This is a genomic window from Streptomyces tatrensis, from assembly GCF_049310065.1.
Taxonomy (GTDB): domain Bacteria; phylum Actinomycetota; class Actinomycetes; order Streptomycetales; family Streptomycetaceae; genus Streptomyces.
This window is the reverse complement of record NZ_JBMDLB010000011.1, coordinates 4,449,339-4,464,132: the sequence shown is the minus strand read 5'-3', so window position 1 is coordinate 4,464,132 and position 14,794 is coordinate 4,449,339. Positions and strand designations below refer to the sequence as shown.

13 protein-coding genes and 1 riboswitch are annotated in these 14,794 nt (G+C 71.9%); of the genes, 8 read left to right on the top strand and 5 right to left on the bottom strand.

The window, feature by feature from the left end; genetic code table 11:
- Window positions 1-107: 107 nt before the first annotated feature.
- Window positions 108-1,802 carry a diguanylate cyclase CdgB gene (gene cdgB / locus ACODT5_RS35990; RefSeq protein WP_422523269.1) on the top strand — a complete coding sequence of 565 codons (1,695 nt, stop codon included), beginning with the start codon at window positions 108-110 and terminating at the stop codon, window positions 1,800-1,802.
- A 68-nt stretch (window positions 1,803-1,870) separates the two neighbouring features.
- Complete coding sequence (locus tag ACODT5_RS35985) at window positions 1,871-2,902, top strand: carbohydrate-binding protein (RefSeq protein ID WP_422523268.1); 1,032 nt, start codon at window positions 1,871-1,873, stop codon at window positions 2,900-2,902.
- A 15-nt stretch (window positions 2,903-2,917) separates the two neighbouring features.
- On the opposite strand, the gene ACODT5_RS35980 is transcribed toward ACODT5_RS35985, so the two are convergent.
- The 3 genes from ACODT5_RS35980 to ACODT5_RS35970 all read right to left on the bottom strand — a co-directional run bounded on the left by ACODT5_RS35980 (window position 2,918) and on the right by ACODT5_RS35970 (window position 6,049).
- Window positions 2,918-3,838, bottom strand: a complete 921-nt coding sequence (locus ACODT5_RS35980; protein WP_422523267.1) for a 1-phosphofructokinase family hexose kinase — start codon at window positions 3,836-3,838, stop codon at window positions 2,918-2,920.
- A 109-nt stretch (window positions 3,839-3,947) separates the two neighbouring features.
- Window positions 3,948-5,117, bottom strand: coding sequence for an N-acetylglucosamine-6-phosphate deacetylase (gene nagA / locus ACODT5_RS35975; protein WP_422523266.1), 1,170 nt, complete (start codon window positions 5,115-5,117; stop codon window positions 3,948-3,950).
- Window positions 5,117-6,049 (bottom strand): ROK family protein, encoded by a 933-nt coding sequence (locus ACODT5_RS35970; protein WP_383953198.1) that lies wholly within the window; start codon window positions 6,047-6,049, stop codon window positions 5,117-5,119. The genes nagA and ACODT5_RS35970 overlap by 1 nt, the downstream gene beginning before the upstream one ends.
- A gap of 250 nt (window positions 6,050-6,299) precedes the next feature.
- Between ACODT5_RS35970 and ACODT5_RS35965 the strand changes: the two genes are divergently transcribed.
- From ACODT5_RS35965 to otsB, 3 genes are all read left to right on the top strand, one after another.
- A complete protein-coding gene (locus tag ACODT5_RS35965) occupies window positions 6,300-7,616 on the top strand; it encodes an extracellular solute-binding protein (RefSeq protein WP_422523265.1) in 1,317 nt (438 codons plus the stop codon).
- 105 nt (window positions 7,617-7,721) lie between these two features.
- Window positions 7,722-7,973, top strand: coding sequence for a DUF3263 domain-containing protein (locus tag ACODT5_RS35960; protein ID WP_243339532.1), 252 nt, complete (start codon window positions 7,722-7,724; stop codon window positions 7,971-7,973).
- Between the two features lie 54 nt (window positions 7,974-8,027).
- A complete protein-coding gene (otsB, locus tag ACODT5_RS35955; protein ID WP_422523264.1) occupies window positions 8,028-8,876 on the top strand; it encodes a trehalose-phosphatase in 849 nt (282 codons plus the stop codon).
- 408 nt (window positions 8,877-9,284) lie between these two features.
- On the opposite strand, the gene ACODT5_RS35950 is transcribed toward otsB, so the two are convergent.
- Window positions 9,285-10,745 carry an alpha,alpha-trehalose-phosphate synthase (UDP-forming) gene (locus ACODT5_RS35950; RefSeq protein WP_422523263.1) on the bottom strand — a complete coding sequence of 487 codons (1,461 nt, stop codon included), beginning with the start codon at window positions 10,743-10,745 and terminating at the stop codon, window positions 9,285-9,287.
- An 88-nt stretch (window positions 10,746-10,833) separates the two neighbouring features.
- Window positions 10,834-11,820 carry a glucosyl-3-phosphoglycerate synthase gene (locus tag ACODT5_RS35945; RefSeq protein WP_422523262.1) on the bottom strand — a complete coding sequence of 329 codons (987 nt, stop codon included), beginning with the start codon at window positions 11,818-11,820 and terminating at the stop codon, window positions 10,834-10,836.
- Between the two features lie 231 nt (window positions 11,821-12,051).
- Window positions 12,052-12,210, top strand: a riboswitch (SAM riboswitch).
- A gap of 17 nt (window positions 12,211-12,227) precedes the next feature.
- Here ACODT5_RS35945 and thrC point away from each other — a divergent pair.
- The 3 genes from thrC (at window position 12,228) to ACODT5_RS35930 (ending at window position 14,631) form a co-directional block, all read left to right on the top strand.
- Window positions 12,228-13,553 (top strand): threonine synthase, encoded by a 1,326-nt coding sequence (thrC, locus tag ACODT5_RS35940; RefSeq protein ID WP_422523261.1) that lies wholly within the window; start codon window positions 12,228-12,230, stop codon window positions 13,551-13,553.
- Between the two features lie 199 nt (window positions 13,554-13,752).
- Window positions 13,753-14,031, top strand: coding sequence for a MoaD/ThiS family protein (locus ACODT5_RS35935; RefSeq protein ID WP_266907411.1), 279 nt, complete (start codon window positions 13,753-13,755; stop codon window positions 14,029-14,031).
- A gap of 393 nt (window positions 14,032-14,424) precedes the next feature.
- Window positions 14,425-14,631, top strand: coding sequence for a cold-shock protein (locus tag ACODT5_RS35930; RefSeq protein WP_008743607.1), 207 nt, complete (start codon window positions 14,425-14,427; stop codon window positions 14,629-14,631).
- Window positions 14,632-14,794: the final 163 nt, after the last annotated feature.

Below are 14,794 nucleotides of genomic sequence, written 5' to 3'. Positions count from 1 at the left end.
CCTGTGTACCTGCCGCACAGCTCACTGTGATTCAGTGGACGGGACACCGCAACGAAGCGCCGATGACAAACCTGGAGTTGCTGTCGAGGTCTCGGGGAGAGCGAGCAATGGAGACCGAGTCGGAGCCGTACGTCCGTCTTGCGACCCTGCGGCAGCTGCACCGGGTGGTGGCCGAGCTCAATACGGCCCGGAGCCTGGCGGACACCCTGCAGACCGTCGTCGACGGCATCGTCCTCGGCCTCGGCTACGAACTCGCCTGTGTCAACCTCGTTCGCCCCGACGGTGATCTGGTCGTCGCCGCCTTCGCGGGAGACCCCGCCGCCGAAGCCCTGATCACCGGCCGCGTCGGCTCGCGCGCCTCCTGGGAACGCCGCCTGACGATGGGCGAGAACTGGGACGGACTGCGCTTCATCCCGCACACCGAGGGCTGGGTCCTCGTCGAGGACGACGTTCCCCAGTGGCACACCGAGGGCCCCGACCCGCGGTTCGAGGACGAGTGGCACCCCGAGGACCGGCTCTACGCACCCATGTACGCCTCCGGCGGCGAACTGCTCGGCGTGGTCTCCGTGGACCGCCCGCGCAACGGCCGCCGGCCCGGCGCCTGGGGTCGCGAAGCGCTCCAGATGTATGCCTTCCAGGCCGCGATTGCCATCAGCAACGCCCGGCTCCGCGCGAACATGCAGCGGGCCCTGGTCCGCCTCGAGCGCGAGCAGCAGGCCCTGCGCGCCAGTGAAGAGTCGTTCCGCCAGGCCTTCGAGTACGCGCCGAGCGGCATGGCCATCGCCGAGATGGGCGGCGACCAGCACGGCCGCCTGCTGCGCACCAACGACGCGCTGTGCCGGCTGCTGGGGCGGCCCGCCTCCGTGCTGCGCCGGTACTCCTTCTCCGACCTCGTGCACCCCGAGGACATCGGCACCCTGCTGCGCACCTCCGCCGAGGGCGGCCGCGCCGAGCTCAGACTGGGCCGGCGCGACGGTACGTACGTCTGGGTCTCGCTGCGCAACTCCGTCGTCGCCGACGCAGCCGACGGGCCGCGCTTCCTGCTCACGCACGTCGAGGACATCGAGGAGCGCAAGCGGCACGAGCTGCAGCTCGCCCACCGGGCCAGCCACGACTCGCTGACCGGCCTGCCCAACAGCGCCGAGCTGCGCTCCCGGCTCGGGGCCCGGCTCTGTCGCCGCCCGCAGTCGGTGCGCGCCACCGCCGTGGAGGCGCTGGACGCGGCCTTCGAGACCCGGCCCTCGGTGGAGGGCGCACCGGGCGAGCACGGGTTCCGGCCCGACGGCTTCCCCGAGCCCTTCGAGTTCCCCGGCGGCATGGGCGGCCCGGGCGGTTCGGCCGCGGGCGGCCCGTACGACCACCACGTGCACACGGTCGCTCCGGCGACCGACATCGACGACGGTACGAAGGGGCTCGCGGTGCTCTTCTGCGACCTCGACGGGTTCAAGTCGATCAACGACCGGTTCGGGCACCACACCGGCGACGCGGTCCTGATCGAGGTGGCCCGGCGGCTGACGACCGGTGTCCGGGACGGGGACACGGTCGCCAGGCTGGGCGGTGACGAGTTCGTCGTCCTCGCCGACGGGCTGGGCGCCGCCGACGCCGCCGACCTCGCCGTGCGGCTGCGGAACGCCATCATCCCGCCGATCCGGGTGGACGGCCGTGCGGTCCGTGTGGGAGCGAGTTTCGGGATCGGTTGGGCGAGCTGCGGCATGTCGGCGGACGAGGTGTTGCGCTCCGCCGACCAGCGCATGTACATCGAGAAGCGTTCCCGTTCGAAGGCACACCGCAGGGCCGGGTAAACTCTCGGGCCGCCCGTGGGCGCACCTGTTCGGGGTAGGCTCCCCGGGGTCGAAAGGAGTGACCTGCGATGACGACGCCCGCGAACCACGGCCCGAACAACGGGGCGAACAAGCCCGAGGATGACGACCCGTTCGGCTACCTCTACGAGGACGGCCAGGCCGCGGGTGCCACCCCGCCCGGGCAGGGCGGCGGGTACGGCTACCCGGGACCCACCGGCGGTCAGCCGGGTGTGCCCCGGACCTCGTACAACCAGGTCCGCACGGTCGGTGACCGGCCCTACGGCGGCCAGCGCGGGCAGGTCCCGCAGCAGCAGCCTCCGGCCTACCAGGCGCAGTACCAGGCACCCGAAGCGCTCCAGGCGGGCGGCTACGGCGTTCCGCCGCAGCAGCAGCCCCCGCAGTACACCCAGTCCGTTCCGCTGCCGGGCTCCGGCGGCGGGCGCGGCGGGAGCCACGGCGGCGGGCACGGCGGCGGCGGGTCCAGCCGCAGGGGCATGCTCATCGCGGCCGTCGCGGTGGTCGCCGCGGTGGCGATCGGCATCGGCGCGGCCGTGATCTTCGGCAAGGACGACGACGCCGACAAGAACAAGAACAACGCGAACGCGGGCCAGAGCCCGTCGGCCCCCGCCCAGAACACCCCCTCGAACCAGCCGAGCGGCTCCGCGTCGGCGGACGCCCCGCTGCCCAAGGGCGACGCGGGCGGCCCGGGCATGGTGATCAGCGGTGGCGCGGCGCTGGAGAGCGCGGTGCCGGGTGCGAAGAGCGACGGCGGCAAGTACGTCGGCGGCTTCAACCAGCAGGGTGCCGCGGTGACCTGGACGCTGGAGGTCCCCAAGACCGGCGAGTACACCTTCCGGATGTACTACGGCGTGCCGGGCAAGGACGCCGGCATGACGCTGGCGATCAACGACAAGGTGCAGACCCGGCCGATCAACATGAAGAACTTCGCGAAGGCCGGCGAGGGTGACTGGGCCAAGGGCTGGACCAACACCTACTCCTACGTGAACCTCAAGCAGGGCACGAACACCATCAAGATCTCCTGCGAGGCGGGCAACTCCTGCGAGGCGGTCATCGACCGGTTCGTCCTCGAGAAGCGCTGACCTCCAGCCGGCCGCTCAGCCGGCCGTGACCTTCACCGACCCCCGTACCTCCTCGTAGGTGCGGGGGTCGAAGTCTCCCGCCGTGGGGGCCGCGACCGTGGCTGCCGAGAGGGCCACCGCGCGGGTCAGGCGGTCCGGCCAGTCCAGGCCTTCGGTGAGGGCCGAGAGGAGGCCCGCGACCGCGGAGTCGCCGGCGCCGGTGGGGTTGCCCGCCAGGGTGCGGGGCGGGGCCGCGCGCCAGGTGCCCTGGGCGGTGGCGGCCAGCAGTCCCTCCGGGCCGAGCGAGGTGACCACGGCGTGGGCCCCGCGGCGGCGGGCGTCCCGGGTGGCGGGCAGCGGGTCCCGCGATCCGGTCAGCTCGGCCAGCTCGGCGGCGTTCGGTTTGATCACGTCGGGGCGGGCGGCGACCCCGCGGCGCAGGGCTTCGCCGCTGGTGTCGAGGAGGACGGGCACGCCGGCCGCGCGGGCCGCCCGTACGAGGGTCGCGTAGGCCCCTATGGGGACGCCCGGGGGCAGGCTGCCGCACAGGGCCACCGCGCGGGCGCCGCCCGCCAGCAGGGCCTCGTAGCGGGCGAGGAAACCGGACCACTCGGCGGCGGTGATCAGCGGGCCGGGTTCGTTGAACTGCGTGGTGTCCCCGGAGGCCTCGTCGACGACGGCCAGGGTGCGGCGGGTGGTGCCCGCGCAGGGGACGAGCTCGTCGCGGACGCCGGGGGAGCCGGCGAGCAGCTCGCGCACGAGGGTTCCGGTGGGGCCGCCCGCGAAGCCGGTCGCGGTGACCTCGTGGCCGATCGCGGCGAGCACGCGGGCCACGTTGAGGCCCTTGCCGCCGGGGCGTTCGGTGACCTCGGTGACGCGGTGGGAGGCGTGCGCGAGCAGGCGCGGTACGCGGTAGGTGACGTCGAGCGCGGTGTTGAGCGTCACGGTCAGGATCATGACGGGCCCCGGTCTCGGTGTGTGCCGCCTCGTGCGGGGCAACAGCATGTCAAACAGAGGAGCGGTCGGCCCAGCACCCGGGGCCGACCGCTTCCGGAGAAGTCCCTGATCAGTTGCCCGCGGCGAGCGGGTCCACGATCCATTCGCCGCGCCGCATGACGCCGCGGACGTCGAAGGCGGAGTCGAGGACGACGAGGTCCGCGTACTTGCCGGGCTCCAGCGAGCCGACCTGGTCGTAGACGCCGATCAGCTTGGCCGGGTTGGCGGAGATCGCCTGGACCACGGACTCGACGGGGAGCTTGTCGAGGGTGACCGACCGCTTGAAGGCGGTGTCCAGGGTGAGGGTGGAGCCCGCGATGGAGCCGCCCTCGACGAGGCGGGCAACGCCCTCCTTGACCTCGACCTCCAGCGGGCCGAGGTGGTAGATCCCGTCGCCGAAGCCGGCCGCGTCCATCGCGTCGGTGATCAGCGCCACCCGGTTCGCGCCCGCGTGGTGGAAGGCCAGCTCCAGCATGGCGGGGTGCAGGTGGGTGCCGTCGTTGATCAGCTCGACGGTGACCCGCTCGTCCTCCAGCAGGGCCGCGATGGGGCCCGGGGCGCGGTGCTCCAGGCCCGGCATCGCGTTGTAGAGGTGGGTGGCGACGGTCGCGCCCGCGTCGATGGCTTCGAGGGTCTGCTCGTACGTGGAGTCCGTGTGGCCGATCGCCGCGATGACCCCGTGCTCGGCGAGCAGCCGTACGGAGTCCAGGCCGCCGGGGAGTTCGGTGGCGAGGGTGAACATCCGGGCTGCGCCGTGCGAGGCGTCGATCAGCTTGCGGACCTCGGCCGGGTCGGGGTCGCGCAGGAGGTCTTCCTTGTGCGCGCCCTTGCGGCAGGGGTTGATGAAGGGGCCCTCGAAGTGGATGCCCGCGATGTCGCCCTGCTGGGTCAGCTCGGCGAGCAGTCCGGCGCGGCGGGCCAGCTCGTCCAGGTCGCCGGTGACGGTGGAGGCGACCAGGGTGGTGGTGCCGTGCTCGCGGTGGGTCCGTACGCCCTTGAGCACCTCCTCGGCGGTGCCGGAGGTGAAGGAGGCGCCGCCGCCGCCGTGGTTGTGCATGTCGACGAAGCCGGGGACGATCAGGCACCCGGAGAGGTCGACGACGGCCGCGTTCTCCTCGGCGCTGCCGGCGATGCGCTCGCCGTCGACGATGAGGCGTCCGCCCTTGACGATGCCCGTGGGCAGCACCACGTCGGCGCCGGTCAGAACGGTGCTGCGGCCCACATGTGCGCTTCCGGACATCAGGCAGGTACCTCCGTGGCGAGTAGATCCCAGGCGAGCAGCCCTGCACCCAGGCATCCGGCGGTGTCCCCGAGGGCCGCCGGAACGATGTGGGGCAGCCGCTGGAACGTCACGCGTTCCTCGACGGCCGTCCGTAGTGGTGTGAACAAGGTTTCCCCGGCCTCGGCCAGCCCGCCACCGATGATCAGCGTGCGCGGGTCCAGCAGGGTGATCGCGGTGACCAGCCCGTCGGCCAGGGCGCCGATGGCGGCGAGCCAGACCTCCCGGGCGCGCTCGTCGCCCGACTCCACGGCCTTGGCGCAGTCCGCGGCGTCCGCTTCGGGGTCGCCGGAGGCGGCAGCCCAGGCGCGGCTGACGGCGGAGGCGGAGGCGAGGGTCTCCAGGCAGCCGCGCTGGCCGCAGCCGCAGGCGGGGCCGCCGGGGCGGACCACGATGTGGCCGATCTCGCCCGCGTACCCGTGCGCGCCGGCCTCGATGCGGCCGGCGATGCCGATGGCTCCGGCGATGCCGGTGCCGAGGGGGACGAACAGGAAGCGGTCGGCGCCGCGGCCCGCGCCGATGCGGCCTTCGGCGAGTCCGCCCGTGCGGACGTCGTGGCCCAGCGCGACCGGGATCCCGCCGAGGCGTCTGCCGAGCAGCTCGCGCATGGGGACGTCGCGCCAGCCCAGGTTCGCCGCGTAGACGGCGATTCCGTTCTCGGCGTCGACGATGCCGGGGACGGCCACGCCGGCCGCGGAGGCGGTGGTGGCGAAGCGCTCCCGGCCGAGGTCGAGGAGCTCGGCGGCGAAGTCCTGGATCGTCTCGACGACGGCTTCGGCGCCCCGCTCGCGGCCGGTGGCGCGGCGCGCCTCGTGGAGCAGGGTGCCGTCGGCGGCGACGAGGGCGGCCTTCATCCCAGTGCCGCCCACATCGAGGGCGATGACGTGTTTCACGGGTTTCACGGGTGACAGTCTCGCGTGATCGGAGGGCAAAGGTCTAGTCCACTGGGAGGGATTGTTGAGTAGCCATACAAATTCAGGACCTTCGTCGGGCGGCGGGCCGGCACGCGGGTCCGTGCGCGGGCCCGTACGCGTGTGCGCGTGCAGGCTGTGTGCACGTTTGGACCCGGATGTTGACGAGGCTCAAAAGTGGTGTAGACCTTTACGCGAATCGTACGGAACAACCTGGGGTGGAACGAGAACTTTGAAGGCGCGAACTGTCCAGGCCAGAAAGCTGAACCTCGCCGCGTCCGGCCTCGCACTGTGCCTGACGACCGTGACGCTGACCGGCTGCGGCGCCGTGTCGGGCCTCACCGGAGACAACGAGGTCACCCTGAAGGTCGTGGCGGCCGACTACGGGGACAAACCGGAAAACTCCTCCAAGCCCTACTGGAAGGACCTCGCCGCGTCCTTCGAGAAGCGCAACCCCGGCATCAAGGTCCAGGTCGACGTCTACTCCTGGTCCGAGGTCGACGCCAAGGTCGCCGAGATGGTCAAGGCCGGCGAGGCCCCCGACATCGCCCAGATCGGCGCCTACGCCGACTACGCGGCCGAGGGCAAGCTGTACTCCGCCGACGAGCTGCTCTCCGTGAACACCCAGGCCGACTTCCTCGAACCGCTCGCCGAGGCGGGCAAGGTCCGGCGCGTCCAGTACGGCATGCCCTTCGTGGCCAGCACCCGGCTGATGTTCTACAACGAGAAGCTCTTCGCCGACGCCGGAATCATCCCCAAGGACGGCAAGACCCGCTGGCAGCCCAAGAGCTGGGCCGACCTGGAGGCCGCCGCCAAGAAGCTCAAGGCGGACGGGGTCCCGACGCCCTTCGCGCTGCCCCTGGGCCGCGAGGAGGCGCAGGCCGAGACCATGCAGTGGCTGCTCGCGGGCGGCGGAGGCTACGCCGACAACGAGGACGCGTACTCGATCGACTCCGCGGCCAACATCAAGACCCTGGAGTTCCTGCGCGACGAGCTCGTCGGCACGGGCCTGACCGGCCCCGTCGCACCGGCCAAGCTGGACCGCCAGGCCGCCTTCGACTCCTTCGCGCGCGGCGAGGTCGGCATGCTCAACGGGCACCCGACCCTCCTCAAGCAGGCCGCCGCGAAGGGCGTGGAGTACGGCATGACGCCCATGCCGACCTCCGACGGGGTGCCCCACCCGACGATGGGCGTCGCCGACTGGGTGATGGCCTTCAAGACCGGCCACCAGACGCAGTCCGGGAAGTTCCTCGACTTCCTGTACGAGGAGAACAACGTCACGACCTTCACCGAGAAGTACGACCTGCTCCCGGTCACCACCAGCGGCTCCCGGGCGATGGACGCCTCCACGGGCGCGTCCTCGGCGGAGCTGAAGACCTTCCTGCACGCACTGCCCAACGCACGCCTGTACCCGGTGGGCAAGAAGTCCTGGGCGGCCGTCAGCGAGGACGTCAAGAAGAACATCGGCAAGGCCGTGCAGCCGGGCGGACAGCCCGACAAGACCCTCGCGGACCTCGCGGAGATGGCGCGCAAGGCGGAGCCCCGCTGATCCGGGCCGGATCGGCGCGCTGATCGGCGCGCTGGTCCGTGCGCTCGTCCGCGCGCTGGTCCGCGCCGGGCGGGGGCTGTCGTAGGGCGGGGCTAATCTGGCCGTATGACGGACGCGGACGAGAGGCCGCCGGCCGGGCTGAGCGCCGACGAGGCGGCCGTACTGGCCTACGAAGGCCGCACCTGGCCCGGGCCGGGCGCCAAGGAGCGGGCCATAAGGGAAGGACTGGGGATGCCCCCGGTCCGGTACTACCAGCTGCTCAACGCGCTGATGGACGACCCCAGGGCCCTCCAGCACGCACCGGGCACCGTGAACCGGCTGCGGCGCATCCGCGAGGCCCAGCGGGCGAGGCGGTAGCTGCGGGGCCGCGCGCCGTAGCCGTGGCCCGGTTGGGCCGTTAGGGTCGTGCGTATGGGGAGCCATCCGCACGATCTGCCGATGCCCGTCACCGCCGCCGGACGCGAGGGACTCGCAGCCCTCCTCCGCGCACCGCGCCGCTCCGTCGTCGCCCTCGACTTCGACGGCACCCTCGCCGACATCGTCCCCGACCCCGACCAGGCACGGGCCCACCCCGGAGCCGTCCCCGCGCTCGCCGCCCTCGCCCCCGAGGTCGGCTCCATCGCGGTCGTCACCGGCCGGCCGGCCGGGGTCGCCGTCCGCTACGGCGGCTTCGCCGGGGTCCCGGGACTCGAACACCTGGTGGTGCTCGGGCACTACGGGGCCGAGCGCTGGGACGCCGTGAGCGGCATCGTGCACGCTCCGGCCGAGCATCCGGGGGTGGCGGCGGTCCGGGCGGAGCTGCCCGGGTTCCTGGACGCGATCGGCGCGTGGCGCGGGACCTGGATCGAGGAGAAGGGCCAGGCGCTGGCCGTCCACACCCGCCGCGCGGCCGACCCGGATGCGGCCTTCGCGGCCCTGCGCGAGCCCCTGGCGGGGCTGGCGGCCCGGCACGGCCTGATGGTCGAACCGGGCCGGGCCGTACTGGAGCTGCGGCCGCCGGGGATGGACAAGGGCGTCGCCCTCACGGAGTACCTCGCGGAGGTGGGGGCGGAGGCCGTGCTCTACGCCGGGGACGACCTCGGGGACCTCGCGGCGTACTCGGCGGTGGAGAAGCTGCGGGCCGGGGGGATGCCGGGGCTGCTGCTGTGCAGTGGCTCCGCGGAGGTTCCGGAGCTGGCCTCCCGCGCGGACCTGACGCTGTCCGGACCGGCGGAGGTCGTCGCCTTCCTGGCGGGGTTGGCCGCGGCCGTCCGGGCTTAGTTCCTGACGCGCCCCTCGGGTCCCTCGCGTCCCGCCGCGCCGCCGGGCGGGTGCGGCTCGCTGCCCTGCGGGGCCGTCCCCTACCCACCCTTCCACCGTTCCCCGGGCTCCGCCCGGACCCCTGCCGTGTGCGGCGCCGTTCCCGGGGGCCAGCCCCCGGACCCCCGCTCCTCAAACGCCGGAGGGGCTGGATTTCCGCTCGGCGAGGCTGGGACGGGCCGGCCGGCTGGGTTGCCGCGCAGCGGCAAATCCAGCCCCGCCGGCGTTTGAGGCGCGGGGTCTGGGGCGGAGCCCCAGGGGGTCCGGGCGCAGCCCGGCTGGGGGTCCCCCCGGACGGAGTCTGGGGGATGGGCGAAGGGCGGGGAGGGGACTTCGCCCCGCGCAGCGGCAAGGGGTGCTGTGGGGCCGTCAGGTGCGCAGGGCGTCCAGCTGGGACGTGAGCCACTGGGCCGGCGGGAGGGCCGTCGCCGCCGCGGCCAGGCGTTTCGTACGGTCCGCCCGCTCCGCCGCCGGCATGGAGAGCGCGGCGTGCAGGGCCTCCGCCGTCGCCGTGACGTCGTACGGGTTCACCGTCAGCGCATCCGCGCCCAGCTCCTCGTACGCCCCCGCCCCGGTGGACAGCACCAGCACGCACCCCGCCTCCGAGACCACCGGGATCTCCTTCGCGACGAGGTTCATGCCGTCCCGCACCGGGTTGACCAGCGCCACGTCCGCCAGCCGGTACGCCGCCAGCGACCGCGCGAAGTCGTCCTCGACGGAGACGAGCACCGGCTGCCAGTCGGCCGTGCCGAACTCCTCGTTGATCGAGGCCGCCAGCTCCCGCACCGACTCGGTGTACTCCCGGTAGACGGTCAGGTCCTGCCGGGACGGGTACGCGGAGGCCAGGTGGACCACCCGCTCGCGCCACTCGGGGTGCGTGATCAGCAGCTCCCGGTACGCCAGCAGCCCCCGCAGGATGTTCTTCGACAGCTCCGTGCGGTCCACCCGGACGATCGTCTTCAGCCCGCCGACCTCCGCCCGCAGCGCCGCCAGCTTGTCGTCCACCTCCGGCCGGTGCGCGAGCGCGCGCAGCTCGTCCCCGTCCACGCCGAGGGGGTAGGGGCTCACCGTGGCGAACCGCTTCTCCGCGTACGTCCCGCGGTCCGCGAGCAGCTTGCGGTGCCACACCCCGGCCTGTCCGTCCCGGGGGAAGAAGGGGTCCGCGATGCCGGTCGCATCATCGAGGTGCGCGCCGGTGATGAAGTTGTGGGCCCACCCCCAGGTGTGGAACCCCAGCCGGTCCGCCCCGAGCATCCCCCACACCAGCTGGCTCCGGATGTCCGCCGGGAGCATCTCCAGGAACTCCCGCGAGGCCCACGGCGTGTGCGTGAAGTGCCCGATCCGCAGGTCGGGGCGGAGCTCCCGGAGGAGCCCCGGGGCGAGGGCCAGGTGGTAGTCCTGGATCAGGACCGCCGCGCCCTCGGCCGCCTCCTGCGCCAGCGCCGCAGCGAAGGCCTCGTTGTACGTGACGTACGCGTCCCAGCGCCGCCGGAACTCCGCGTCGAAGACCGGCTCGCGCGGGATCTCGTACAGGTGGTGGTGGAGGAACCACAGCACCGAGTTCGCGATGCCGTTGTACGCCCCGTCGTACACCTCGGGGTCGATGTCGAGCATCCGTACGCCCGGCTCGGCGACCCCGCGCCGTACCGCCTCCCGGTCCGCGTCGGACAGGGCCGCGCAGATCCACAGCGCCCCCGGCTGTTCCGCGAGGGCCGCGGAGAGGCCGGAGACGAGGCCGCCCCCGCCGCGGCGGGCACTGAGCGTGCCGTCCGCAGCGAGGGCGTACGAGAGGGGGCCGCGATTCGCGGCGACGAGCACCTGGGAAGCCATGCGGCGAACCTAGCCCGCCCCGCCTCCGGTCAAACGTCGGTGCCCGCGTGTGCGCGGGACCGAGAGGAAGGCCACACCGCCGAGGGCGCTATGCCACGCGGCGGCGCGCGTACTCCTCGATGTCGAGCATCGGGGGCCGCTCCTCGGTGTCCACGGCGTAGGTGTGCGGTACGAACCCGTCCGGGCCCCGCTCGAACTGCGTCAGCTCGGGGCGTACGAGGTGCCCGCGCGAGAGCCGTACCTGCGCCGTGCGGTAGATCGCGGCGGCCATCCGCCCCAGCGCCTGGCCGTCCTGGTGGCGGTGCAGCCGTACGCCCACGTCCACCTGGGCCAGCGCGTCCAGCCCGGCCGTGTGCAGGGCGTCCACCAGCAGCCCCAGCTCGACCCCGTAGCCCACGGGGAACGGCAGCCGCTCCAGCAGCTCGCGGCGTACGGCGTACTCGCCGCCCAGCGGCTGGACGAAGCCGGCCAGCTGCGGCCAGTGGAGGTTGAGCAGGGGGCGGGCCACCAGCTCCGTGACCCGGCCGCCCTGGCCGTGGGCCCTGGCGGAGGCCAGGGCGTTCGGGTCGCTGAACTCCTGGCCGAAGGGGCGGTCGTACATCGCCTTGACGAAGCGCACGTCCGGATCGGTCAGCAGCGGGCCGACGATCCCGGACACGAAGGCGGCCGAGAAATCGCGCAGATCTGCGTCCACGAAGCAGACGATGTCGCCGGTGGTGACCAGCAGCGAGCGCCACAGCACCTCGCCCTTGCCGGGCAGCGCCGGGATCCGCGGCAGCACCTCGTCGCGGTGCACCACACGGGCCCCGGCCTTGGCCGCGACCTCCGCGGTGCGGTCGGTGGAGCCCGAGTCGATCACGACGAGCTCGTCCACCAGGGGCACCGGCAGCCCCTCGATCAGATCGCGCCTGATCACCTCGACGATCCGGCCGACCGTCGCCTCCTCGTTCAGCGCCGGCAGCACCACGCTCACCGTGCTGCCCGCTGCCCGCTTGGCCGAAAGCAGCTGGCCGAGCGGTCGGTCGGCGGCTGACCAGGAGCGGTCTGCCAGCCAGCGCTCCACCTCTTCCAGCACCTTCAGCACTCCTTGTTCCCTCACGCGTTCTGCACGGGTTCGACACGGGTTCGACACTGGGATCATCACTCGTTTGGACCGAAATGTGATCCATCTCGCCGTTCGGACGGCTGTCTCAACCACCCGGGCCTTCGGTTACAGTCTTGAACAACGCGAAGGTCCACCGCATGCCGGGGGGCCCCGCGTACAAACGCACCGGCGCGCCACAGAGCGCGTCCGCCGGTGCCATACCGCTCATCCAGAGGGGCAGAGGGACACGGCCCGTTGAAGCCCCGGCAACCCTCCAGTCGGTTCTCGCGATCGCGCATTCCAGCGCCGCCAGCGAGGTCCCCGGCTAGGGAAGGTGCCAATTCCGTCTCATGGCGAAGTGCGCCATGGGGAAGATGAGGAGAAAGGGCCTCGCCATCATGGCTGCACAGTCTGTCGCAACCTCTGCCGAAACCGTTGAAAACACCGGCGTTGAAACCAACACCGTTGGCACCTCTGTCGATCTCGGTCCCGCCACCGGCCTTTCCTGTCGTGAGTGCGGTACCCGCTTCGAGCTCGGCCCGATCTTCGCCTGCGCCGAGTGCTTCGGCCCGCTCGAAGTCGCCTACGACCTGCCGCTGGGCGACCCGGAAGCCCTGCGCGCCGCCATCGAGGCCGGCCCGAACAACATCTGGCGCTACGCGCCGCTGCTGCCCGTCCCGGCGGACGTGGCCTCCAAGCCGAGCCTGAACCCCGGCTTCACCAAGCTCGTGGACGCGGCCAACCTGGCCAAGGAGCTCGGCGTCACCGGCAAGCTGTACGTCAAGGACGACTCCGGCAACCCGACGCACTCCTTCAAGGACCGCGTCGTGGCCATCGCCGTCGAGGCCGCCCGTGCCTTCGGCTTCACCACCCTCTCCTGCTCCTCCACCGGCAACCTGGCCGGCGCCGTCGGCGCCGCGGCCGCCCGCGCCGGCTTCCGCTCCTGCGTGTTCATCCCGCACGACCTGGAGCAGGGCAAGGTCGTCATGGCCGGTGTCTACGGTGGCGACCTCGTCGGCATCGAGGGCAACTACGACGACGTCAACCGCTTCTGCTCCGAGCTCATCGGCGACCCGCTGGGCGAGGGCTGGGGCTTCGTCAACGTCAACCTGCGCCCGTACTACGGCGAGGGCTCCAAGACCCTGGCGTACGAGATCTGCGAGCAGCTCGGCTGGCAGCTGCCCGACCAGATCGTCATCCCGATCGCGTCCGGCTCGCAGCTCACGAAGATCGACAAGGGCCTGCAGGAGCTGATCAAGCTCGGCCTCGTCGAGGACAAGCCGTACAAGATCTTCGGTGCCCAGGCCGAGGGCTGCTCGCCCGTCTCGACCGCCTTCAAGGCCGGTCACGAGGTGGTCCGCCCGCAGAAGCCGAACACCATCGCTAAGTCGCTGGCCATCGGCAACCCGGCGGACGGCCCGTACGTCCTGGACATCGCGCGGCGCACCGGCGGCTTCGTCGAGGACGTCAACGACGAGCAGGTCGTCGAGGCCATCAAGCTCCTCGCCCAGACCGAGGGCATCTTCGCCGAGACCGCGGGCGGCGTGACCGTCGGCGTGACGAAGAAGCTCGTCGAGAACGGGCAGCTCGACCCCACGCTGACCACCGTGATCCTGAACACCGGTGACGGCCTCAAGACCCTGGAGGCGGTGGCCGAAGGTGGTGGCCAGACCGCCACCATCCGCCCCAGCCTGGACGCGTTCCGCGCCGCCAACCTGGCCTAGGGGGGTGTCCGGCGGATCAGGGCCGGGCCCGGGTGGTCTGGCACCGCGCCTTGCCGCGTTGTCGTCGGTCGCCGACGCTCCGCGTCGACTCCCTCCTCCGCCTTGCAATGCACGGCACCAGACCACCCGGGCTGATCCGGCCCTGATCCGCCGGACACCCCCTTCTCTTCTCCCTGCACACCGGAAAGGCAGTAGCGCCATGAGCGTCAACGTCCGCATCCCCACCATCCTGCGCACCTACACCGGCGGCCAGGCCGAGGTCCCCGCCGAGGGCGCGACCCTCGAAGAGGTCATCCAGTCCCTGGAGGCGAGCCACCCCGGCATCGCCGCGCGCGTCCTGGACGACCAGGGCAAGCTGCGCCGCTTCGTCAACGTCTACGTCAACGACGACGACGTGCGCTTCGAGGGCGGGCTGCAGACGTCCACCCCGGACGGCGCGGGCATCTCGATCATCCCCGCCGTCGCGGGCGGCTGCTGAGCGGTCAACGGCTCGTAGAAACTGAATTGCCCCCTCCGTTACCAAACGGAGGGGGCAATTCTGCTTGATTGGGCGCGGTAGAGTTGGGGAAGTCCCCTCCGCTGTTCTTGCCCGCCGCATATGAGCGGGCCGCTGGAGGGTTGACATTGAGTCAACATGCAAGCGCGCTATGGGTCGTTGGCCAGGTTTGTCCGGCCCGAGTTGCCCAGGAATATTCCGGGTTTTCACCCTATTTCAATCTTTTGGCGTGTCCAGAATTCTCGTCGGAATGACCTGTTGCAGACAGCAGCGGTGCGGATACATTCAGCCCCGGTCGAGGCGTTCCGGCGCAAGTTCTGACCCGGGACCGCGAAGTGCGGTCCTGCGCAAGGGCCAGTAATAGGGGAGTTAGGCATGGCTCAGGGCACCGTCAAGTGGTTCAACGCGGAGAAGGGCTACGGCTTCATCGCGGTCGACGGTGGTGCGGATGTGTTCGTCCACTACAGCGCCATCCAGATGGACGGGTACCGCACCCTTGAAGAGGGTCAGCGGGTCGAGTTCGAGATCTCGCAGGGCCAGAAGGGTCCGCAGGCGGACATGGTCAAGCTCGCCGCCGGCTAGTCCGACCGCGATCGACCACCGACACGTACGGGGCCGCGCACAGCGGCCGCGCACGACGGCACAACGGCATATGTACGAGGGGCCCACATCCTGGACACGGGATGCGGGCCCCTCGTGCGTGGCGGTTCCGGCGCCCTTGCGGCGCCTGGGTGTTCATCCCGGG